This is a genomic window from Phenylobacterium sp. (assembly GCF_031984885.1).
In the GTDB taxonomy this organism is placed as follows: Bacteria; Pseudomonadota; Alphaproteobacteria; order Caulobacterales; family Caulobacteraceae; genus Phenylobacterium.
Genome location: NZ_DAMABV010000012.1, coordinates 16579 through 36226, shown reverse-complemented (window position 1 = coordinate 36226; position 19648 = coordinate 16579). Strand labels below are relative to the sequence as shown.

At 70.5% G+C, this 19648-nt stretch carries 20 protein-coding genes; 9 read left to right on the top strand and 11 right to left on the bottom strand.

What is annotated here, in order from left to right:
• Positions 1-178 precede the first annotated feature (178 nt).
• From RTL41_RS16280 to queG, 3 genes are read left to right on the top strand one after another with little or no spacing between them, the layout of a single operon-like run.
• The gene (locus RTL41_RS16280) at positions 179-1135 is read left to right on the top strand and encodes a cation diffusion facilitator family transporter (protein ID WP_312166132.1); all 957 of its coding nucleotides are present in this window, start codon (positions 179-181) and stop codon (positions 1133-1135) included.
• Positions 1136-1152: 17 nt separating this feature from the next.
• Complete coding sequence (locus RTL41_RS16275; protein ID WP_312166131.1) at positions 1153-1839, top strand: glutathione S-transferase family protein; 687 nt, start codon at positions 1153-1155, stop codon at positions 1837-1839.
• Positions 1820-2941, top strand: coding sequence for a tRNA epoxyqueuosine(34) reductase QueG (queG, locus tag RTL41_RS16270; RefSeq protein ID WP_312166130.1), 1122 nt, complete (start codon positions 1820-1822; stop codon positions 2939-2941). The genes RTL41_RS16275 and queG overlap by 20 nt, the downstream gene beginning before the upstream one ends.
• A gap of 53 nt (positions 2942-2994) precedes the next feature.
• On the opposite strand, the gene katG is transcribed toward queG, so the two are convergent.
• From katG to RTL41_RS16250, 4 genes are all read right to left on the bottom strand, one after another.
• Positions 2995-5202 carry a catalase/peroxidase HPI gene (gene katG / locus RTL41_RS16265; protein ID WP_312166129.1) on the bottom strand — a complete coding sequence of 736 codons (2208 nt, stop codon included), beginning with the start codon at positions 5200-5202 and terminating at the stop codon, positions 2995-2997.
• A 149-nt stretch (positions 5203-5351) separates the two neighbouring features.
• Complete coding sequence (locus RTL41_RS16260) at positions 5352-5990, bottom strand: glutathione S-transferase family protein (RefSeq protein ID WP_312166128.1); 639 nt, start codon at positions 5988-5990, stop codon at positions 5352-5354.
• Complete coding sequence (locus RTL41_RS16255) at positions 5990-6808, bottom strand: crotonase/enoyl-CoA hydratase family protein (RefSeq protein ID WP_312166127.1); 819 nt, start codon at positions 6806-6808, stop codon at positions 5990-5992. Before RTL41_RS16255 ends, RTL41_RS16260 begins: the two co-directional genes overlap by 1 nt.
• Before the next feature lie 70 nt (positions 6809-6878).
• Positions 6879-8303 (bottom strand): MFS transporter, encoded by a 1425-nt coding sequence (locus RTL41_RS16250; protein ID WP_312166126.1) that lies wholly within the window; start codon positions 8301-8303, stop codon positions 6879-6881.
• Positions 8304-8515: 212 nt separating this feature from the next.
• Here RTL41_RS16250 and RTL41_RS16245 point away from each other — a divergent pair, with 212 nt between their 5' ends.
• Positions 8516-9667 carry a saccharopine dehydrogenase NADP-binding domain-containing protein gene (locus RTL41_RS16245; RefSeq protein WP_312166125.1) on the top strand — a complete coding sequence of 384 codons (1152 nt, stop codon included), beginning with the start codon at positions 8516-8518 and terminating at the stop codon, positions 9665-9667.
• Complete coding sequence (locus RTL41_RS16240) at positions 9664-10752, top strand: NADH:flavin oxidoreductase (protein ID WP_312166124.1); 1089 nt, start codon at positions 9664-9666, stop codon at positions 10750-10752. Before RTL41_RS16245 ends, RTL41_RS16240 begins: the two co-directional genes overlap by 4 nt.
• Positions 10753-11056: 304 nt before the next feature.
• Here the strand turns inward: RTL41_RS16240 and RTL41_RS16235 are convergent, their stop codons facing one another.
• Both RTL41_RS16235 and rfbC read right to left on the bottom strand, forming a co-directional pair.
• Entirely contained in the window at positions 11057-11878 is an 822-nt protein-coding gene (locus tag RTL41_RS16235) for an acyl-CoA thioesterase II (RefSeq protein ID WP_312166123.1), read from the bottom strand.
• A 47-nt stretch (positions 11879-11925) separates the two neighbouring features.
• Positions 11926-12480 (bottom strand): dTDP-4-dehydrorhamnose 3,5-epimerase, encoded by a 555-nt coding sequence (gene rfbC, locus RTL41_RS16230; protein WP_312166122.1) that lies wholly within the window; start codon positions 12478-12480, stop codon positions 11926-11928.
• A gap of 30 nt (positions 12481-12510) precedes the next feature.
• Here rfbC and RTL41_RS16225 point away from each other — a divergent pair, with 30 nt between their 5' ends.
• Entirely contained in the window at positions 12511-13575 is a 1065-nt protein-coding gene (locus RTL41_RS16225) for a glycosyltransferase family 2 protein (RefSeq protein ID WP_312166121.1), read from the top strand.
• On the opposite strand, the gene argE is transcribed toward RTL41_RS16225, so the two are convergent.
• Positions 13535-14716 carry an acetylornithine deacetylase gene (argE, locus tag RTL41_RS16220; RefSeq protein WP_312166120.1) on the bottom strand — a complete coding sequence of 394 codons (1182 nt, stop codon included), beginning with the start codon at positions 14714-14716 and terminating at the stop codon, positions 13535-13537. The two genes, RTL41_RS16225 and argE, sit on opposite strands and share 41 nt — an antisense overlap.
• Positions 14717-14808: 92 nt before the next feature.
• Here argE and purU point away from each other — a divergent pair, with 92 nt between their 5' ends.
• From purU to RTL41_RS16205, 3 genes are all read left to right on the top strand, one after another.
• Positions 14809-15651 carry a formyltetrahydrofolate deformylase gene (purU, locus tag RTL41_RS16215; protein WP_312166119.1) on the top strand — a complete coding sequence of 281 codons (843 nt, stop codon included), beginning with the start codon at positions 14809-14811 and terminating at the stop codon, positions 15649-15651.
• A 24-nt stretch (positions 15652-15675) separates the two neighbouring features.
• Positions 15676-16509: an SMR family transporter gene (locus RTL41_RS16210; RefSeq protein ID WP_312166118.1), complete on the top strand. Its 834-nt coding sequence runs from the start codon at positions 15676-15678 to the stop codon at positions 16507-16509.
• A gap of 64 nt (positions 16510-16573) precedes the next feature.
• Entirely contained in the window at positions 16574-17023 is a 450-nt protein-coding gene (locus tag RTL41_RS16205) for a DUF2214 family protein (RefSeq protein ID WP_312166117.1), read from the top strand.
• A gap of 9 nt (positions 17024-17032) precedes the next feature.
• Here the strand turns inward: RTL41_RS16205 and RTL41_RS16200 are convergent, their stop codons facing one another.
• The 4 genes from RTL41_RS16200 to RTL41_RS16185 form a co-directional block, all read right to left on the bottom strand.
• Positions 17033-17785 (bottom strand): TylF/MycF/NovP-related O-methyltransferase, encoded by a 753-nt coding sequence (locus RTL41_RS16200; RefSeq protein ID WP_312166116.1) that lies wholly within the window; start codon positions 17783-17785, stop codon positions 17033-17035.
• 68 nt (positions 17786-17853) lie between these two features.
• Entirely contained in the window at positions 17854-18651 is a 798-nt protein-coding gene (locus RTL41_RS16195; protein WP_312166115.1) for an SDR family NAD(P)-dependent oxidoreductase, read from the bottom strand.
• 2 nt (positions 18652-18653) lie between these two features.
• The gene (locus RTL41_RS16190) at positions 18654-19217 is read right to left on the bottom strand and encodes a carboxymuconolactone decarboxylase family protein (RefSeq protein ID WP_312166114.1); all 564 of its coding nucleotides are present in this window, start codon (positions 19215-19217) and stop codon (positions 18654-18656) included.
• An 87-nt stretch (positions 19218-19304) separates the two neighbouring features.
• A complete protein-coding gene (locus RTL41_RS16185) occupies positions 19305-19628 on the bottom strand; it encodes a metalloregulator ArsR/SmtB family transcription factor (protein WP_312166113.1) in 324 nt (107 codons plus the stop codon).
• Positions 19629-19648 lie beyond the last annotated feature (20 nt).

Genomic DNA, 19648 nt, shown 5'->3' with positions numbered 1-19648 from the left:
CAAGCAGCTTGCGCCAACCGCCACCGGAGAAAAACAGGTGTCATCCCGGTTTACGCAGCAAGACCGCGGCCCATGAACACCGGATGGGACCAGGAGGCGGCTCGGCCCCGCCCCCTCCGCTCAGCGCCGCGAGTCGTTCGCGCTGGGGTCGCCGCCGCGGCGGCGCTATGAGGGGGGCATGGCCGCTCAACCCCGCCTCAGCCTCGCCGAGGCTTCCGTCCTGACCCGCAGGATCACCCTGGCCTCGACCGGGGTGGCGCTACTGCTGGTCACCCTCAAGGCGGTGGTCTGGACGCTGAGCGGATCGGTCGCGCTGCTGGCCTCGGCCGCCGATTCGGCGCTCGACCTGCTGGCCTCGCTGATCACCTTCTTCGCGGTGCGCTACGCCGCCAGCCCGCCCGACGCCGAGCACCGGTTCGGCCACGGCAAGGCCGAGGCCTTCGCCAGCCTGATGCAGGGCGGCCTGGTCTTCGCCTCCGCCGCCCTGATCGGCCGCGAGGCGATCATGGGCCTGGTCGAACCGCAGGAGATGCGCCAGGAGGGCCTCGCCGTGGCGGTGATGCTGGTCTCGACCCTGCTGACCGCCGGCCTGATCACCGCCCAGAGCTACGTCCTGCGGCGGACCGCCTCCGTGGCCGTGGCCGGCGACCGCGCCCACTACGCCACCGACCTGGCCTCCAACGCCGCGGCCCTGATCGGCATCGCCGCCGCCGCCGTGCTCGGCTGGAACGGCCTGGACGCCATCGCCGCCCTGGTGGTGACCGCCCTGCTGCTCTGGGGCGCGATCAGCGTCTTCCGCGAGGCGGCCAACCAGCTCATGGACCGCGAACTGCCGCACGAGGCGCGCGAGCGGATCAAGGCCCTGGTCACCCAGGACCCCGGCCTGACCGACGTGCACCAGCTCCGGACCCGCGCCTCGGGTCCATACGTTCACATGCAGATGCACGTCGACCTCGACCCCGCCCTGTCGCTCCAGCAGGCCCACGCCGCCGTGGTCGCCGCCGAGAAGCGCATCCTGGCCGAATTCCCCAGCGCCGACATCATCATCCATCCCGACCCCCGCGGCGCGGCCGAACCGCACGGCGGCGCCTTCGCCGAGACCGCCCTCGGTAAACGCGGCCTTAACGAGGATTAGCGATACTCGGTCGCCTGATGAGCCCCGACCTCACCCTCCTGCACTTCCCCCTGGATCCCGCGTCTCGCCAGGTGCGCCTGGCGCTCGGGGAAAAGCGCCTGCCGTTCAGCGAGGAGCAGGTGCGCTACTGGGAACGGCCCGCGGCGCTGGTGAAGCTGAATCCCTCGGGCCTCACCCCGGTGCTGATCGCCGCCAGCGGCCGCGACCAGCTCGTGCTGTGCGAGAGCCGCGCCATCCTCGACCACCTGGAGGAGGCCCATCCCGAGCCGCCGCTGCTGGGCCGCGACCCGGCCGAGCGCGCCGAGGCCCGCCGCCTGCTGCAATGGTTCGACCGCAAGTTCGACTACGAGGTCGGCGGCTTCCTGCTGCACGAGAAGATGGAAAAGCGCCTGCTCGGCCTCGGCGCCCCGGACCTAGCCGCCATGCGCGCCGGCCGCGAGGCCCTGCGCGCGCACCTGGTCTATGTCGAGGCGCTGCTGTCGGGCCGCGACTGGCTGGCCGGCCGGCGGCTGTCGATGGCCGATTTCGCCGCCGCCGCGCACCTGTCGGTGATCGACTATTTCGGCGACGTGCCCTGGCGCGACTTCCCCGCGGTCAAGACCTGGTACATGAAGCTGAAATCGAGGCCGTGCTTCCGGCCGCTGCTGGCCGATCGCTGGCCCGGCCTCGCGCCGGCGCAGCATTATGACGACCTCGACTTCTGATCCCAAGGCCGCAGACCTGATCCGCCAGCGCGCCGCCGAGCTCGGCTTCGACGCCTGCCGCATCGCCGACGCCCGCGCCGAGTGGGCCGCCTCCCAGCGACTGCGCGCGTTCGTCGAACACGGCCGCCACGGCGAGATGGGCTGGATCGAGGACACGCAAGGCCGCCGCCAGCATCCGACCGCCATGTGGGAGGCCGCCCGCTCGGCGATCATGCTCGGCGTCAACTACGGCCCCGACCACGACCCGCTGGAGGTCCTGGCCCGCAAGGACCGGGCGGCGATCTCGGTCTACGCCCAGGGCGACGACTATCACGAGCTGATCAAGGGCCGGCTCAAGCAACTGGCCGGCTGGCTGGTCTCGCGCTTCGGCGGCGAGCTGAAGGTCTTCGTCGACACCGCCCCGCTGATGGAAAAGCCGCTGGCCGAGCGCGCCGGCCTCGGCTGGCAGGGCAAGCACACCAACCTGGTCAGCCGCGAGTTCGGCTCCTGGCTGTTCCTCGGCTCGATCCTCACCGAACTCGACCTGCCCCCCGACGGCCCCAGCGGCGGCTCCTGCGGCCAGTGCCGCGCCTGCCTGGACGTCTGCCCGACGAACGCCTTCCCCGCGCCCTACCAGCTCGATGCGCGCCGCTGCATCTCCTACCTGACCATCGAGCTGAAGGGCCCGATCCCGGCCGAGTTCCGGCCCCTGCTCGGCAACCGCATCTATGGCTGCGACGACTGCCTGGCGGTCTGCCCCTGGAACAAGTTCGCCGCCACCTCCCGCGAGCAGCGGCTGCACGCGCGCGAGGCCCTGCGCGAGCCGGCGCTGGCCGACCTCGCCGCCCTCGACGACGCCGCCTTCCGCGCCCTCTTCGCCAAGAGCCCGGTCAAGCGCATCGGCCGCGACCGCTTCATCCGCAACGTGCTCTACGCCATCGGCAATTCGAGCGCGCCCGGCCTGGCGGCGTCCGCCCGCCGGCTGCTGGACGACCCCGCGCCCCTGGTCCGCGGCGCGGCGGTCTGGGCGCTTTCACGCCTGCTGGCCCCCGCCGACTTCGCCGCCCTTCGCGCGGCGACCGCCGAGAACGACCCCGACGTCCGCGCCGAGTGGGCGGCCTGACCTCAAGCCCTTTCCTCCCCCGCTGACGCAGGGGAGGAAACAGAGCCGGCCCGCTAGGCCGCCAGGTCGAAGCGGTCCAGGTTCATCACCTTGGTCCACGCCGCCACGAAGGCGTTCACGAAGGCCTCCTTGGCGTCGTCGGTCGCATAGGCTTCCGACAGCGCCCGCAGTTGCGAGTTCGAGCCGAAGATCAGGTCGACCCGCGAGCCGGCCCACTTCTTCTCGCCCGTGACGCGGTCGCTGGCCTCGAAGACGTCGTCGCTGTCGTCGGCCGCCGCCCACTTCATGCCGAAGCTGGTGCCCAGCAGGTTGACGAAGAAGTCGTTGGTCAGCACCCCCGGCCGGTCGGTGAACACGCCGAGCTTGGAGCCGCCGACATTGGCCCCCAGCACCCGCAGGCCGCCGATCAGCACCGTCATCTCCGGCGCGCTGAGCGTCAGCAGGTGGGCGCGGTCCAGCAGCATCTCCTCGGGCGAGCGCGTCTGGTCGCCGCTGATGAAGTTGCGGAAGCCGTCCACCTTGGGTTCGAGCACCGCGTAGGAGTACGGGTCCGTCTCCTCCTGGGAGGCGTCGGTGCGGCCCGGCGTGAAGGGGACCTTCACGTCATGGCCCGCCGCCTTGGCCGCCTGCTCGACGGCCGCGCTGCCGCCCAGCACGATCAGGTCGGCGATCGAGACCTTCTTGCCACCCGCCGCCGAGGCGTTGAACGCGGCCTGGATCGCTTCCAGCTTGGCCAGGACGTCGGCCAGTTCGGCCGGCTCGTTGACCGCCCAGTCCTTGGCCGGGGCCAGGCGGATGCGCCCGCCGTTGGCGCCGCCGCGCTTGTCCGAGCCGCGGAAGGTCGAGGCCGAGGCCCAGGCCGTGGCCACCAGCCGGCCGGTCGACAGCCCCGAGCCCAGGATCTGGGCCTTCAGCGCGGCGATGTCGGCCTCGTCGATCAGCGGATGATCGAGCGGCGGGATCGGGTCCTGCCACAGCCGCGGCTCGGCCGGAACCTCCGGCCCCAGCAACAGGCTGTGGGGCCCCATGTCGCGGTGGGTCAGCTTGTACCAGGCCTCGGCGAACGCCGTCGCCAGCAGCTCGGGGTTCTCATAGAACCGCCGCGAGATCTTCTCGTAGTTCGGGTCGAACCGTAGGGCCAGGTCCGTGGTCAGCATGGTCGGCGCGTGCCGCCGGGCCGGGTCGTGCGCGTCGGGGACGGTGTTCGCCGCCTCCGGGTTCTTCGGCTTCCACTGATGGGCGCCGGCCGGGCTGGTGGTCAGCTCCCATTCGAACTCGAACAGGTTCTCGAAGAAGTTGTTGTCCCACTTGATGGGGTTCTTGGTCCAGGCGCCCTCGAGGCCGCTGGTGATCGTGTGCACGCCCGCGCCGTCGCCGAAGCTGTTGCTCCAGCCCAGGCCCTGCGACTCGATGCTCGCGCCTTCCGGCTCGGGGCCGACATACTCGTCCGGCTTGGCCGCGCCGTGGGTCTTGCCGAAGGTGTGGCCCCCGGCGATCAGGGCGACGGTCTCCTCGTCGTTCATCGCCATCCGCGCGAAGGTCTCGCGGATGTCGTGGGCCGCCGCCACCGGGTCGGGCTTGCCGTTCGGCCCCTCGGGATTGACGTAGATCAGGCCCATCTGCACCGCCGCCAGCGGGTGGGCCAGGTCGCGCTCGCCGCTATAGCGCTCGTCGCCCAGCCACTCGCGCTCGGGGCCCCAGAAGATGTCGTTCTGCGGTTCCCAGACGTCCTCGCGGCCGCCGCCGAAGCCGGCGGTCTTGAAGCCCATGGATTCCAGCGCGCAGTTCCCGGCCAGGATCAGGAGGTCGGCCCAGGAGAGCTTCTGCCCGTACTTCTGCTTCACCGGCCACAGCAGCAGGCGGGCCTTGTCGAGGTTGGCGTTGTCCGGCCAGCTATTCAGGGGCGCGAAGCGCTGGGCGCCGTCCCCGCCGCCGCCCCGGCCGTCGGCGACGCGATAGGTGCCGGCGCTGTGCCAGGCCATGCGGATGAACAGCGGGCCATAGTGGCCATAGTCGGCCGGCCACCAGGGCTGCGACTTAGTCATCAGGTCGAAGACGTCCTGCTTGACCGCCTTCAGGTCCAGGCTGCGGAACGCCGAGGCGTAGTCGAGATCGGGGGTCGGATTGCCCGCCGGCGGGTTCTGGTGAAGGACCGACAGGTCCAGTTGGTTCGGCCACCAAAGCCGGTTGGTCATCCCGAACAGAACAGCCTTGCCGCTGACCCTGCCGCCGTCCACGGGGCATTTGTTCTCGGCGTCCATGACGTACCTCCCTGAGTTCGGATCTTGCGCTAGACCCTGGACTTTCGAGATGACACCCGTGTGGACCCACAGTCCAATCGATTGAACAATCTATTTCGATAGAAAATTCCTTTGGGAGCGGAACCGGCGGGTTCCTGCGGGGCCGGCCGCTAAACCTGCCACTCCGGGGTTCCCTCGGCGCCCTGCGCCGCCTTGGCGCGCGCGAAGCCCTCGCGCGCCTGCAGCCGCGCCCAGTAGGCGCTCACCGCCGGGCTGAACCGCTCGGCCAGCCCCAGGGTCCCGGCCAGCAGCAGGGCGTAGCCCACCGAGATGTCCGCCGCCGTGAACCGCCCGCCCACCAGGAAGTCCTTGTCTTGCAAGGCGTTGTCCACCACCCGCAGCCGCGCCATGAACCAGCGGGCATAGTCCTCGGCCACCTGCGGGTTGCGCCGCTCCTTCGGCTCCAGCCGCGTGTAGCGCAGCACCAGGGTCTGCGGGAAGGTCAGGGTCGCCTCGCCCAGATAGAGCCAGTTCAGCCAGGCGCCGTAGTCGCCATCGTCGCTCGGCACGTTCAGCGGCCCGCCGTGCCGAACGGCCAGGTACTGCAGGATGGCCGAGGATTCGGTCATCTTCGTCTCCCCGTCGACGAAGAACGGGATGGTGCCCAGCGGGTTGACCTCCAGGTACTCCGGCGCCCGCACCCGCGGCGGAAACGGCAGCAATTTCAACTCGTAGGGAACGCCCAGCTCCTCCAGCGCCCAGAGGGCGCGGAACGAGCGGGCGTCGGCGCAGTGATAGAGCGTCGGCATCAGTCGGCGTAGGCGGCGGCGCGCTTCTGCAGGTTCGACATCACCGCCTCGACCTGGTTGGGCGAGCCGATCAGCGCCGCCTGCTCGACGCTCTCGGCCTTGAGGATCGCGTGCTGGTCGGCGTCGAGGGTCATGTCCAGCAGCCGCTTGGCCGCCCGGATCGCGGTCGGGCTCTTGCCGGCGATCTCGGCGGCCAGGGCCAGGGCCTCGGCCCGCGGGTCGGCGCAGACCCGGGTGGCCAGGCCGATCCGCGCGGCCTCCTCGCCCTCGAAGACCCGGCCCGTATAGGTCAGCTCGCGGGCGACGTCGTCGCGGACCAGGCCGCGCAGCAGCACCATCCCGGCCATGTCCGGCACCAGGCCCCACTTGATCTCCATCACCGACATCCGCGCGTCGGCGGCGACCAGGCGCAGGTCGGCCGCCAAAGCGAGCTGGAAGCCGCCGCCGAAGGCCACGCCATGCACCGCGGCGATCACCGGGACCGGCTGCTCGCGCCAGACCATCACCGCATGCTGGGCGCGGTTCGAACCGCCGGGCGTGCGCTTGTCGGTCAGCAGGGATTCGCCGGTCGAGGACTGGCCGCCCTTGCGCTCGCCCGAGGCCATCTTGCCGAAATTGCCCATGTCGAGCCCGGCGCAGAACGCCCGCCCCTCGCCCGACAGCACGATGGCGCGCACGCCCTTTTCGGTCTTCAGCCGCTCGCCGGTCTCGATCAGAGCCGAGAACATCGCGTCGTCCAGGGCGTTCATCTTGTCGGTGCGGACCAGGCGGACGTCGGCCACGCCGTCCTTCAGCTCGACTGTGATGCGGTCTTCCATGGGGCGTCCTCCTGCGCGCTTTGGCCTTACGCTGTCACGGATTTGCCCCGCCGCCCACCATGACCCCGCGTCAGTCGCGCCCGCCCTGCGGCAGCACCGGCGGCGCCGGGTCGGGCGCGAAGCTCTCCAGGATCGGGGCCTCGGCATAGAGCGCGTCGCGCCGCTCCAGCTCCTCGCGGATCGCCGCGTGCTTGGCCGCGTCCAGCTTCCAGCCCACCACGCAGGCCCCGCCCAGCATCACGAACACGATCGGCCCGGCGATGAAGGCCAGCTCCAGCCCCCGGATCGCCGCGTCGCTGTTGACCGCCCCGTCGGCCGCGTTGAACCCGATCTGCGCCAGCAGCCGGAAGGTCAGCACGATGGCGAAGGCCGAGGCGATCTTGTTGGCCAGGGCGTTCAGCGCATAGATCAGGCTCAGCCGCTCCTGGCCCTGCTCTAGCCGCACCTCGTCGGCGACGTCGGCCAGCATGGCGCGGATCATCAGGTCGAAGCCGGCGGCCATGAAGCCCTGCCAGAACATCATCGGGACGCCCGCCGCCATGCTGCCCTTGGGCAGGAACATCACCGTGCACAGGCCCAGCGAATAGGCGGTGGTGGTGACCATCAGCGTGCGGTGCTTGCTGAACCGCATGGCCAGCCGCGCCGTCAGCGGCGCCCCGACGATGCCCGCCACCACATAGACCAGCAGCAGGGCCGAGGCCTGCTCCACCGAGAACCCGCGCGAGTCGGTGAAGAAGAACATGTAGAGCGCGCTCATCCAGCCGGGGCCGAGCGTCAGGGCCATCTGGGCCAGGAACAGCCGCAGCAGGTCGGGCTTGGTGATCAGCGACAGGTAGTCCTTGAACGCGAAATGCTCGTGCGGCGTGGGCACGACGCGCTCGGGCGTGCGCAGCGCCACCAGGATCACCACCACCGGGATCAGGGCGAAGATGAACCAGCCCATGGCCCGCACCCCCTCGCCTTCGCTCAGGCCGACGTGGGCCGCGCCGATCGGGATCAGCAGCACGCTCATCGCCCCGACCACCCCGGCCGCCGCCAGGATGCCGAACACCCGCGAGCGCTGGTGGTACTCCGTCGCCAGGGTCGCGGCCCAGGCCGAGTGGCCGAGGCTCAGGATCGAGTTGCCGAGGTAGAAGACCAGCAGCCAGACGACCAGGTAGCCGAGCCCGATTCCATTTGGCGCCTCGAACAGGGCGTAGACCGCGGCCATCAGGATCGGCCCGCCGATCAGCACCCAGAGGCGGTAGCGGCCGATCCGGGTGCGGGTGCGGTCCATCACCAGGCCCAGCACCGGGTCGACCCCCAGGTCCAGCATCCGCACGATGAAGAAGGCCAGGCCGATCGAGGTCAGGTTGACGCCGAGCTGGCTGGCGAAGAAGGGCGGGATGTAGACCGAGACCGCCACCGCCAGGGCGCCCAGCGGCAGGGCCAGGGTGGAGAACGAGAGCGCCATCGGCGTCGACAGCGGCCGTGGGGCCGGCGCGTTCGTTGTCACTCGGACGTCTCCCTTCGCGCCGGTCGCCGCCGACGTCGGACGCCCCCATTCACCCGCTTCCCCGGTGTCGGGGCAAGGGCGAGACGCGCTGGGCGCGAGAAAAACGCCTCGGACGCCGTTCGACACGTCCTAATTTTCAAACGCTTGTTTGCGCCGCCCCGAATTTCCCGGCAAGGTCGCCCCCATCCAGGGGTGGAAAACAGAGGAACGCCATGAACCCAGGCGCGGAATTCGACATCATCGTCTATGGCGCGACCGGCTTCACCGGCCGGCTGGTCGCCGAACACCTGGCCGCCCGCTACGGCGTCGGCGGCGAGGTCAAATGGGCCATGGCGGGCCGCAGCCTGGACAAGCTCCAGGCCGTCCGCGACGAGATCGGCGCCCCCAAGGACACCCCGCTGATCGTCGCCGACGCCGGCGACCCCGCCTCGGTCAAGGCGATGGTCGAGCGCACCAAGGCGGTGCTGACCACCGTCGGCCCCTACCAGCTCTACGGCTCGGACCTGGTCGCCGCCTGCGCCGCCGCCGGGACCGACTATCTCGACCTCTCGGGCGAGCCGAACTGGATGGCCCAGATGATCGGCGCCCACGAGGCCGCGGCGAAGAAGAGCGGCGCGCGCATCCTGTTCTCCTGCGGCTTCGACTCCATCCCCTTCGAGCTCGGCGTCTACTTCGCGCAACAGACCGCCAGGCAGAAGCTGGGCGGCGTGGTCCCGCGCGTGAAGGGCCGCATGCGCCAGTTGAAGGGCGGCCTCTCCGGCGGCACCGCCGCCAGCGGCCGCGCCACCATGGCCGCGATCCAGAAGGACCCCAGCCTGCTGGCCCTGATGGTCGATCCCTTCGCCCTGACCCCCGGCTTCAAGGGCCCCGAGCAGCCGCGCGGCGACGCCGTCGAGCATGACGAGGACCTGGGCGCCGACGTCGGCCCGTTCATGATGGCCGCCATCAACACCAAGAACGTCCACCGCTCGAACTTCCTCCAGGGCCACGCCTACGGGCAGGACTTCGTCTACGACGAGATGGCCGTGGTCGATCCCAAGGCCCCGGCCTCGTTCGCGCTGGACGAGGGCGCCGGCCCGCAGCCGGGCGAAGGCCCCAGCAAGGAGGAGCGCGAGACCGGCTTCTACGACGCCGTCTTCATCGGCGTGGCCGCCGACGGCCGCAAGGTCGTGGTCTCGGTGAAGGGCGACAAGGACCCGGGCTACGGCTCGACCTCCAAGATCATCGCCGAAACCGCCATCTGCCTGGTCAAGGACGCCCCCGAGGTCCCGGGCGGGATCTGGGTCCCCGGCGCGGCGCTCGGCGACAGGCTCATCGCCCGCCTGCAGAAGAACGCCGGCCTTTCGTTCGAGGTGGAAGCATGACCGATCTCTTCGCCCCCCTGACCTTCAACCACGGCCCGGCCATGAAGAACCGCTTCATGCTGGCCCCGCTGACCAACCTGCAGAGCCATGTCGACGGCGTGCTGTCGGACGACGAGTTCACCTGGCTGACCTTCCGGGCCAAGGGCGGCTTTGGCCTGACCATGACCTGCGCGGCCCACGTCCAGGCGGTCGGCCAGGGCTTCCCCGGCCAGCTCGGCGTGTTCGGCGACCAGCACCTGCCCGGCCTCACCCGCCTGGCCGCGGCCATCAAGGCGCAGGGCAGCCTCGCCGTCGTCCAGTTGCACCATGCCGGCATGCGCTCGCCCAAGGAGCTGATCGGCCAGGCCCCGGTCTGCCCGTCGCAGGACGCCGACACCGGCGCGCGCGCCCTGACCCTGGCCGAGGTCGAGCAGTTGCGCGACGACTTCATCGCCGCCGCCGTCCGCGCGCAGAAGGCCGGCTTCGACGGCGTCGAGCTGCACGGCGCCCACGGCTATGTGATCTGCCAGTTCCTCTCCCCGACCCTCAACCGGCGCGAGGACCGCTACGGCGGCTCGCCGGAGAACCGCGCCCGGCTGCTGCGCGAGATCATCGCCGGCGTCCGCGCCGCCTGCCGCCCCGACTTCAACCTCGGCGTCCGCCTCTCGCCCGAGCGCTTCGACCTGCGACTGGCCGAGATCCGCGACCTCGCCCAGTCGCTGATGAGCGAGGCCGCGATCGACTATCTCGACATGTCGCTCTGGGACGTGGCCAAGGAGCCGGTGGAAGAGGCGTTCAAGGGCCGCACCCTGATGTCCTACTTCACCGAGCTCGACCGCGGCTCGGTGCGCCTGGGCGTGGCGGGGAAGATCATGACCGCCGCCACCGCGCGCCAGTGCCTGGCGGACGGCGCCGACTACGTCCTGATCGGCCGCGCCGCCATCCTGCACCACGACTTCCCGCAACAGGTCGCCGCCGACCCCGACTTCGCGGCCATCGCCCTGCCGGTCACCCGCGAGCACCTGCGCAAGGAGGGCCTGGGCCCCGCCTTCGTCGAGTACATGAACACCTGGAAGGGCTTCGTCGCGCAGGAAGAGACGGTCTGAACCCGCAGACGCCCCGCATATCCTTTCCTCCCCTGCGAAGCGGGGGAGGGGGACCACGCGCCAGCGTGGTGGAGGGGGCGAGCCGCAAGCTCATCGCCAGCCGCCGCCCCCTCCACCGGCTGCGCCGGTCCCCCTCCCCCATGAATGGGAGAGGAAAATAAGGCGCGCGCACGCTCAAGTGTCATCCCGGAAAGCCCGCAGGGCTTGTCCGGGACCCATTCGCGCCGCGCCTGACGAATGAGGCGCCGCCCTCAGTGCTCATGGCTCCCGGTCTCGCTGCGCAAACCGGAATGACAGCGGCGCTCTACCGATACCGGATCAGCGCTTCCTGCGTCGCCGAGGCCACCAGCTTGCCGTTCGCATCGAAGATCGAGCCGCGGTTGAAGCCCCGCCCGCCCGAGGCCGAGGGGCTGTCCTGCACATAGAGGTGCCATTGCGTGAAGTCGGTCGCGTGGTGGAACCACAGCGCGTGGTCGAGGCTGGCGACCTGCAGCCGCCCCTCGCTCCATGGGATGCCGTGCGGCCGCAGCGAGGTGTCCAGCAAGGTCATGTCGGTGGCGTAGGCCAGGGCGCACTGGTGGATCATCGGATCGGCGCCCAGCGGCTCGCGCGCCCGGAACCAGATGGCCTGCTCGGGATCCATGACCGGCGCGGTCCCATAGGGCGGCGGATCGATCGGCCGCACCTCGACCGGCCAGGTCCGCCGCTGCTCGGTCTCGCCGCCGGCCGCGCGCAACTGGTCCTCGTCGAGCAGGCCCTCGGGCCCGGGCAGGGCCGGCATCTCGATCTGGTGCTCCAGGCCAGGCTCGGGGGCCTGGAACGAGGCCGACAGGTTGAAGATCTGCTGGCCGTGCTGCAGGGCCGTGACCCGCCGCATGGTGAAGCTGCCGCCGTCGCGCACCCGCTCGACCTTCAGCAGGATCGGGATCTTCGGGTCGCCGCCGCGGATGAAATAGGCGTGCATCGAGTGGCAGACCCGCGCGTCGACCGTGCGGTAGGCGGCGGCCAGCGCCTGGGCGACCACCTGGCCGCCATAGATGCGCCGCGTCTCGCCGTCGGCGTTGTGGCCGCGGAACATGTCCAGGTCGATGGCCTCGATATCGAGGATCCGCACCAGCTCACTCATACCCGTCACTCGCTTCGGCCCCCCGACCGTCTTTCTTGCAAGTCCCGCTAGAAGGCCGGGACCGGCATGTCCTTCAGCCGCGGCGCCACGCGGTCCTTGTCCGACAGGACGACCTCGCCGTCCCACGGCCATTCGATCCCCACCTCGGGATCGTTCCACAGCAGCGCCCCCTCGGTCTGCGGCGCGTACTGGCCGTCGACCTTGTAGAACAGCTCGCAGCCGTCGGTCAGGGTCTGGTAGCCGTGCGCGAACCCGCGCGGGACCAGCAGTTGCTCGCCGCCCTCGGCGGTCAGCCGGGCGCCGACCCAGCGGCCATAGGTCGGCGAGCCCGGGCGGATGTCCACCGCCACGTCGAAGATCTCGCCGCGCAGCACCCGCACCAGCTTGGCCTGCGGATGCGGCGCGTTCTGGAAGTGCAGGCCGCGCACCGTCCCGGCCCTGGCGTTGAAGGCCTGGTTGTCCTGCACGAACTCATGGTCGGCGCCCGCCTGCGCCAGCGACCGCCGGCTCCAGGTCTCGGCGAACCACCCGCGCGCATCGCCATGGCGCTTGGGCGTGATAAGCAGGACCTCTGGAATGGAAAGCGGCGTGATCGACGTCATGACTGCCTGCAAGTTTGGAACCGCCCCCGCATGAACGACCACGCGCAGGAACACAAGTCGCCAGCGCCGCAAAGCCCCGTCGAGATCCCGGTCCAGATCACAGTCTGCGTCATCGCCTACAATTCCGGCCCCACCCTGCGCGCCTGCCTGCAGCATCTGGCCGGCCAGACCTGGCGCGACTTCGAGACCCTGGTGATCGACAACGCCTCGCCCGACCCCGGCGACGCGGCGATCGCGCGCGAGTTCCCGTTCGTGCGGCTGATTCAGAACGCCGAGAACCTGGGCTTCGCCGGGGCCGGCAACCAGGCCGCCCGGCTGGGGCGCGGCCGCTGGTTCGTGCTGCTCAACCCCGACGCCTATGCCGAGCCCGACTGGCTGGAGAAGCTGGTGGACGCCGCCCGCCGCCATCCGCAGGTGCGCTCCTTCACCTCGCGCCAGGTCATGGCCGAGGACCCGACCCACCTCGACGGGCTGGGCGACGTGATGTCCGGCTACGGCATTCCCTATCGCGGCGGCTACCTGGCCCCCGATCCCGGGGACACCCCCGAGGGCGAGGTGTTCTCCCCCTGCGGCGCGGCGATGATGATCGACCGGGCGCTGTTCCTGGACCTCGGCGGATTCGACGAGTTCTTCTTCTGCTATTCGGAGGACGTCGACCTCGGCTACCGGCTGCAACTGGCCGGCGAGCCGACCGTCCTGGTCCCCGCCGCCACCATCCACCACGTCGGCTCGGCCTCCAGCGGCGGGCGCAAGTCCGAGTTCGCGGTCTTCCACGGCACCCGCAACCGCTTCTACGTGGTCTACAAGGACACCCCCTGGCCGCTGCTGCCGGTGGTGGCGCCGCTGCACCTGGCGGCCGTCGCCTACATCTCCAGCCGGCGCGAGAACCACCCCCACGCCCACATCGTCTGGCGCGCCTTCAAGGAGTCGCTCAAGGGCCTGCCGACGATCCTGAAGAGCCGCCGCCAGGTCCAGAAGCGGCGCCGCGCCTCGACCCTGCAGATCGCCCGGGCCATGACCTGGAACCCCTACGACCTCTTCCAGCGCCGGGCGGTCATTCGCCCGTTGCGGCCCAGTCGATCAGCCGCGCCATGAACGCCCCGCCGCGCTCCATCTGGGCGCGCTCGACATATTCGTCGGCCTGGTGCGCCTGGTCGATGGAGCCGGGGCCGCAGATCACGGTCGAGAAGCCGGCCGCCTGGAACTGCCCGGCCTCGGCCGCATAGGGCGCCACCCGGGCCGGGCCGTTGTCGCCGGCCAGCCGCCGCGCGAACCGTTCAGCCACGCCGTCCTCCTCCGGCGACAGCGGCGGGGTGCCCGAGCGCTGGACGATCTTCGCGCCGGCGGCCGGGAACAGGCCCTTGAGCCGCGCGTCCAGCGCCTCGACCTCGGCTCGGAACGGCGCCAGCAGCGCCAGCGGGTCCTGCCCCGGCGGGCAGCGCAGGTCGAACTGGAACGAACACTCCCGCGCCAGGATGTTCCCCGCCGTGCCGCCGTGCAGCAGCCCGACCGTCAGGGTCGCGTGCCTGGGCAGGAACGGCGAGGCCGGGTCCGCCGCCGCCTCCAGCCGCGCCGCCAGCGCCTTCAGCGAGGCCAGCAGCGGGATCGCCTCCATGATCGCCGAGACGCCCAGGTGGGTCTGGCTGGAATGGGCCTCCTTGCCGGTCACCGTGACGGTGAAGGTCGAGATGCCCTTGTGGCCGCGCACCGCCTCCATGTCGGTCGGCTCGCCCACCACCACCAGCGCCGGGCGCGGCAGCTCGGCGGCGATGACGCGAATGAGGTCCGGCGCCCCCAGGCAGCCGATCTCCTCGTCATAGGAGAAGGCCAGGTGCACCGGCTTTTTCGGCTGGACGGCCAGCAGGCCGGGGACAGCGGCCAGCGACAGGGCCAGAAACCCCTTCATGTCGCAGGTCCCGCGCCCATAGATCCGCCCGTCGTCCTTGGGCGTCAGCACGAACGGGTCGCTGGTCCAGGCCTGGCCGTCGACCGGCACCACGTCGGTATGGCCCGACAGCACCACCCCGCCCGGGATGGCCGGCCCGACGCTGGCGATCAGGTTCGACTTGCTGCCGTCGTGATTGGGCACCCGCCGATGGGCGACGCCATGGCCGTCCAGATAGGCCTCGACCCACTCGATCAGGGCGAGGTTGGACAGGCGCGAGGTGGTGTCGAAGGCCACGAGCGTCTCGAGGATCTCCAGCGCGCGGGCGGTCAGGTCTTGCGGGTTCGGCATGGGCCCAGCCTACGCCCGCCCCCCGTCCGCCTCCAAGCCGGGAAGCCTCCAGCCTTGACGGATTGATCAGGATTGCGCCCTACAGCGCCATCATGATCCTGACCCTCGCCTGTCCCGACCAGCCCGGTATCGTCGCCCGCGTCTCGGCCTTCCTGTTCGAACGCGGCGCCAACATCCTCGACGCCCAGCAGTACGACGACCAGGAGACCGGCAAGTTCTTCATGCGCGTGGTCTTCGACGCCAAGGGCGCCGACGTCGAGGCCATGCGGGCCGAGTTCGAGGACCTGGCCAAGGGCCTGGCCATGCGCTGGTCGCTGCGCGACCCGAAGATCAGGCGCAAGGTGATGATCCTGGCCAGCCAGCAGGACCACTGCCTGGCCGACCTGCTCTATCGCTGGCGCCGCGGCGAGCTGCCGATGGAGATCGCCGCCGTGGTCTCCAACCACCCGATCGAGACCTACGCCAACCTCGACCTCTCGGACGTACCGTTCCACCACCTGCCGGTGACGCGCTCGACCAAGCTGGAGCAGGAAGCGGCGATCTGGAAGCTGATCCAGGAGACGCAGACCGAGCTGGTCGTCCTCGCCCGCTACATGCAGGTGCTGTCCGACGGCCTGGCCGCCAAGCTGGAGGAGCGCTGCATCAACATCCACCACTCGTTCCTGCCGGGCTTCAAGGGCGCGCGCCCCTACCACCAGGCCCACGAGCGCGGGGTGAAGGTGATCGGCGCCACCGCCCACTACGTCACCGCCGCCCTCGACGAAGGCCCGATCATCGAGCAGGACGTCGAGCGCATCAGCCACCGCGACACCCCCGCCGCCCTGATCCGCAAGGGCCGCGACATCGAGCGCCGGGTCCTGGCCAGGGCCGTCCGCTGGCGGCTGGAAGACCGCGTGCTGCTGAACGGCGCCAAGACCGTGGTGTTCACGGACTAGGCCCCCCGCGGCTAGGGTCGCCCCATGCCCCTCAGCGTCTTCGGCGTCGTCCTGTTCGCGGCCCTGCTGCACGCAAGCTGGAACGCGATCGTCAAGCTCGCGCCCGACAAGCTGCTGACCACCATCCTGGTCGCGGCCTCGGCGGCGGCGATCTCGGCCCTGGCCCTGCCGTTCCTGGCCCAGCCGGCGCGCGAGAGCTGGCCGTTCCTGGCCGCCTCGACCGTGCTGCAGGTCGGCTACTACCTGCTGGTCGCCCGCGCCTATCGCGGCGCCGACATGAGCCAAGCCTATCCGCTGATGCGCGGGACCGCCCCGCTGATCGTCGCCCTGGTCAGCCGCCTGTGGCTGGGCGAGCACCTCAGCGCCCCCGCCTGGGCCGGGGTCGCCCTGATCTGCGGCGGCGTGCTCAGCCTGGCCCTGGCCGGGCGCGGGACCAGCGGCAAGGGCGTGCGCGCCGCCCTGCTCAACGCCTTCGTCATCGCCGGCTACACCCTGATCGACGGGGTCGGGGTGCGCGCGTCGGGAGCGCCGGCGGCCTACACGCTCTGGCTCAACCTGCTCAGCGGCGCGCCGCTGGTCGTCTGGGTGCTGGCCGCCCGCTGGCGCAGCTTCCTGCCCTACGCCCGCGCCAACCTGCACCTGGGCGTCGTCGGCGGCCTCGGCACCCTCGTCTCCTATGGCCTGGCCCTCTGGGCCATGACCCACGCCCCGGTGGCGGTCATCGCAGCCCTGCGCGAGACGTCGATCCTGTTCGCCACGGTCATCGCGGTGTTCGTCCTGCGCGAGAAGCCGACCCCGGCCCGGATCGCCTCGGCCCTGCTGATCGCCGCCGGCGCCGTCGTCCTGCGCCTGGCCTGAGGTCGACTATTTACATTGTAAGCCGAAAGCGTCACTGTCGCCCGACAGCCAACGGAGCGCGCCCGTGACCGACCTTGTCCTCGCCATCGTCCATCACCTGCTGGTCTTCAGCCTGGCGGCGATCCTGGCCGCCGAGCTGGCCACGATCCGGCCGGGCCTCACCGGCGCGTCCCTGCGCCGGCTGGGGATCGTCGACATGCACTACGGCCTGATCGCGACGCTGATCCTCATCGTCGGCTTCGCGCGCGTCTATATGGGCGTCAAGGGCCCGGAGGCCTATCTCGGCGCCTGGACGTTCTGGGCCAAGATCGGCGCCTTCGTCGTGGTCGGCCTGCTCTCGGCCCCGCCGACCGTCCGCATCCTGCAATGGCGCAAGCGCGCCCGCGCCGAACCGGCCTTCGCCCTTGGCCTGGCCGAGGTGAAGGCCGTCCGCCCCTTCCTCATCGCCGAAGTCGCCGTCTTCGCCCTGATCCCGGTCTTCGCCGCGATGATGGCGCGGGGGATCGGGCTCTAGCCTCGCGGCTCAGCCGTGCTTGACGACCAGCCCCTGGCCGGTCGGCAGCTCCAGCACGAACTGGCCCCGCGCCTTGAACCAGTCGCGCTCGGCGAAATGCTGGCGGTGGTAGGCGAGCCAGCCGTAGTCGTCGAGCACCACCACCCCGCCCGGCGCGACCCGGTCCCACAGCACCTCCAGCGCGCCGATCTCGGCGTCGACATTGTTCATGTCGATATGCATCAGCGCGATCTTCTCGGGCGAGGCGATCGCCAGGCTCTCGGGCACGCGGCCCTGGGTGATGATCACGTTCGGCTCGGGGAAGCGCGCCCGGACCTCGTCGTACAGGGTCTTGGAATGCGCCGGCATCGCGTGGTGCGGCATGGTCTCGTCGTGGTCGAACAGGTCATAGAGGAAGTAGCGGCGGTTCGAGATGTCGACTAGGTCGGCGACGATGCGCGCGGTGTTGCCGCGATAGCAGGCGCACTCGACGAAATCCCCCTCCAGGGGCGCGGCCTGGCGCGCGGCCCAGACCAGGGTGTTGTAGCGCCAGACCGCCGCGCGTTCCGGACCCGGCCGGGTGTGCGCGTTCACCGCCGTGGCGAACGCCTCCTCGCGGATGAAGCCCAGGGTCTTGTCCCAGGTCATCAGGTTGTCCGCCGCGAAGATGCCCGACTTCACACGGATCTGGTCGATGAGGGCCCCGCGCGCCTCGATCGCGCTGTTCAGGTCGGCCACGCCGTAGAAGGTGTCGTTCACATAGGAGGGGCCGGGGAGTTTCATCCGAATCGCGCTTCGTCCGTTGATGCCGAGAGCCCCGACCTAGCATGCGCGCGGGGGCGGCGTCCCCGCTACCCGATCCGGCTCGACATCCCGCCGTCGACGAACAGCACCGTCCCGGTGATGAACCGCGCCTCGTCGCTGGCCAGGAACAGGGCCGCATAGGCGGTGTCCCAGGCCGTGCCCATCTGGCCGCCCAGCGGCACGCGGGCGTTGCGGGCCTCGCGCACCGCCTGCTGCTCCTGGCCGCTGGCCTGGGCGATGCCGGCCACCGCCATCGGCGTGTCCAGCAGCCCCATGGCGATGGCGTTGCAGCGCACCCCCTTGCCGGCGTTGGCCTGGGCGGTGCTGGTGGTCAGCCGGTTCAGCGCCGCCTTGGAGATCTCGTAGGCGGCCTGGTTTCCCCCGGCGATCGAGGCGAGGGACGAGATGTTGACGATCGCGCCCTTCCCCTGCTCGCGCAGGGTCGGCAGCGCCGCCTTGGTGACCTGCCAGGCGCCCTTCAGGTTCACCGCCAGGATGCGGTCGAAGGCCTCCTCGGTCAGCCTGTGCACCGGCCCGTCGCCGCCCCCGCCGATCCCGACATTGTTGACCACGATGTCGATGGCCCCGAACCGCGCCTTGGCCGCCTCCACCGCCGCCGCGCACTCGTCGGCCCGGGTGATGTTGGCCGCGAAGGCCGCGGCCCGGCCGCCCTCGGCGGCGATCAGCGCCACCGTCTCCTCGGCCCGCTCGGCCACCCGGTCGACGCAGAGCACGTCCGCCCCCTCGCGGGCGAACAGCATGGCGATCGCCCGGCCGTTGCCGATCGTCTCGCCCGGGGTCTGGCCCGCGCCGACGACGATGGCGCTCTTGCCCGCCAGCCGCACGCTCAGAACCCCTTGAGGTCGGGATCGAGGGTCTGGCCGGCGTCCAGTTGCACGCCGAACGAATTGAGGATCATCGAGACCTGGGTGTACTGGCCGGCGGTGAACACCACGTCCATGCACTGCTTGTCGCTGAAGTGCGCCTTCAGCGCCGCCCAGGTCGCGTCGGTGATGAACTGGTCGTGGTGCAGCTCGTCGGAAGCGCGCAGCAGCGCCTGGTCGGCGGCGCTCCAGCCGCCCGCCTCGGCCCCGCCCTTGATGCGCGCCACCTCCTCGTCGGTCAGGCCGGCCCGCTGGCCGATCGGCACGTGCTGCGTCCACTCGTAGCCCGACCTGCAGAGATAGCCGATGCGCAGGATCACGATCTCCCGCTCGCGGGCCGGCAGGTCGTTCTTCTTGGACAGCACATAGTTGCCCCAGGCCAGGAAGCCCTTCGCCGCCTTCGGCGCGGTGACCATGGTGCGGAAGATGTTCAGCACCCGCTCGCCCATCGGGGCCAGGATCTCCTTCTGCTCGTCGTTGAGGTCGGCGTCCTGGACCGGCGCGATCCGGGGCTTGGCGAGGCGCATGCGGCGTTTCCCTGTTTTCGTTTCTGGTTTGGCGTCCAGCAAACAGGGCGCGGCCCCTCGGCGCAACCCTTCAAGCGAGCGGTATGCTCATCCCTCCAGGTCGCTCTTCAGGCGGTCCAGCAAGCCGACCGCCCGTTCGGCGTAGGGACCGATCCAGCGGTCGTGGATGTGCTTGATCGGCAGCGAGTTCAGGTGGTTCCAGCGCTCGCGCCCCTCGCGCCGGGCGATCACCAGGTCGGCGTTCTCCAGCACCTTCAGGTGCTGCATCACCGTGCAGCGGTCCAGCTCCGGGAAGCGCTGGCAAAGATCGCCGGTGGTCAGCGGCCGATCCTTGATCTCGTCCAGCATCCGACGCCGGGTCGACGAGGCCAACGCCTTGAAAATCAGGTCGTTTTCGTCATCGCTTGACATGTTATAAATTTATAACATAA

Bases quoted from the DNA above. Each gene is read 5' to 3' on its own strand.
- RTL41_RS16210 (WP_312166118.1), top strand. From the start codon at position 15,676: ATGCCCCTCAGCGTCTTCGGCGTCGTCCTGTTCGCGGCCCTGCTGCAC.
- RTL41_RS16260 (WP_312166128.1), bottom strand. From the start codon at position 5,990: ATGCCGACGCTCTATCACTGCGCCGACGCCCGCTCGTTCCGCGCCCTC.
- queG (WP_312166130.1), top strand. From the start codon at position 1,820: ATGACGACCTCGACTTCTGATCCCAAGGCCGCAGACCTGATCCGCCAG.
- RTL41_RS16185 (WP_312166113.1), bottom strand. From the start codon at position 19,628: ATGTCAAGCGATGACGAAAACGACCTGATTTTCAAGGCGTTGGCCTCG.
- argE (WP_312166120.1), bottom strand. From the start codon at position 14,716: ATGCCGAACCCGCAAGACCTGACCGCCCGCGCGCTGGAGATCCTCGAG.
- rfbC (WP_312166122.1), bottom strand. From the start codon at position 12,480: ATGACGTCGATCACGCCGCTTTCCATTCCAGAGGTCCTGCTTATCACG.
- RTL41_RS16280 (WP_312166132.1), top strand. From the start codon at position 179: ATGGCCGCTCAACCCCGCCTCAGCCTCGCCGAGGCTTCCGTCCTGACC.
- RTL41_RS16255 (WP_312166127.1), bottom strand. From the start codon at position 6,808: ATGGAAGACCGCATCACAGTCGAGCTGAAGGACGGCGTGGCCGACGTC.
- RTL41_RS16190 (WP_312166114.1), bottom strand. From the start codon at position 19,217: ATGCGCCTCGCCAAGCCCCGGATCGCGCCGGTCCAGGACGCCGACCTC.
- RTL41_RS16235 (WP_312166123.1), bottom strand. From the start codon at position 11,878: ATGAGTGAGCTGGTGCGGATCCTCGATATCGAGGCCATCGACCTGGAC.
- RTL41_RS16275 (WP_312166131.1), top strand. From the start codon at position 1,153: ATGAGCCCCGACCTCACCCTCCTGCACTTCCCCCTGGATCCCGCGTCT.
- katG (WP_312166129.1), bottom strand. From the start codon at position 5,202: ATGGACGCCGAGAACAAATGCCCCGTGGACGGCGGCAGGGTCAGCGGC.
- RTL41_RS16240 (WP_312166124.1), top strand. From the start codon at position 9,664: ATGACCGATCTCTTCGCCCCCCTGACCTTCAACCACGGCCCGGCCATG.
- RTL41_RS16225 (WP_312166121.1), top strand. From the start codon at position 12,511: ATGAACGACCACGCGCAGGAACACAAGTCGCCAGCGCCGCAAAGCCCC.
- RTL41_RS16245 (WP_312166125.1), top strand. From the start codon at position 8,516: ATGAACCCAGGCGCGGAATTCGACATCATCGTCTATGGCGCGACCGGC.
- RTL41_RS16200 (WP_312166116.1), bottom strand. From the start codon at position 17,785: ATGAAACTCCCCGGCCCCTCCTATGTGAACGACACCTTCTACGGCGTG.
- purU (WP_312166119.1), top strand. From the start codon at position 14,809: ATGATCCTGACCCTCGCCTGTCCCGACCAGCCCGGTATCGTCGCCCGC.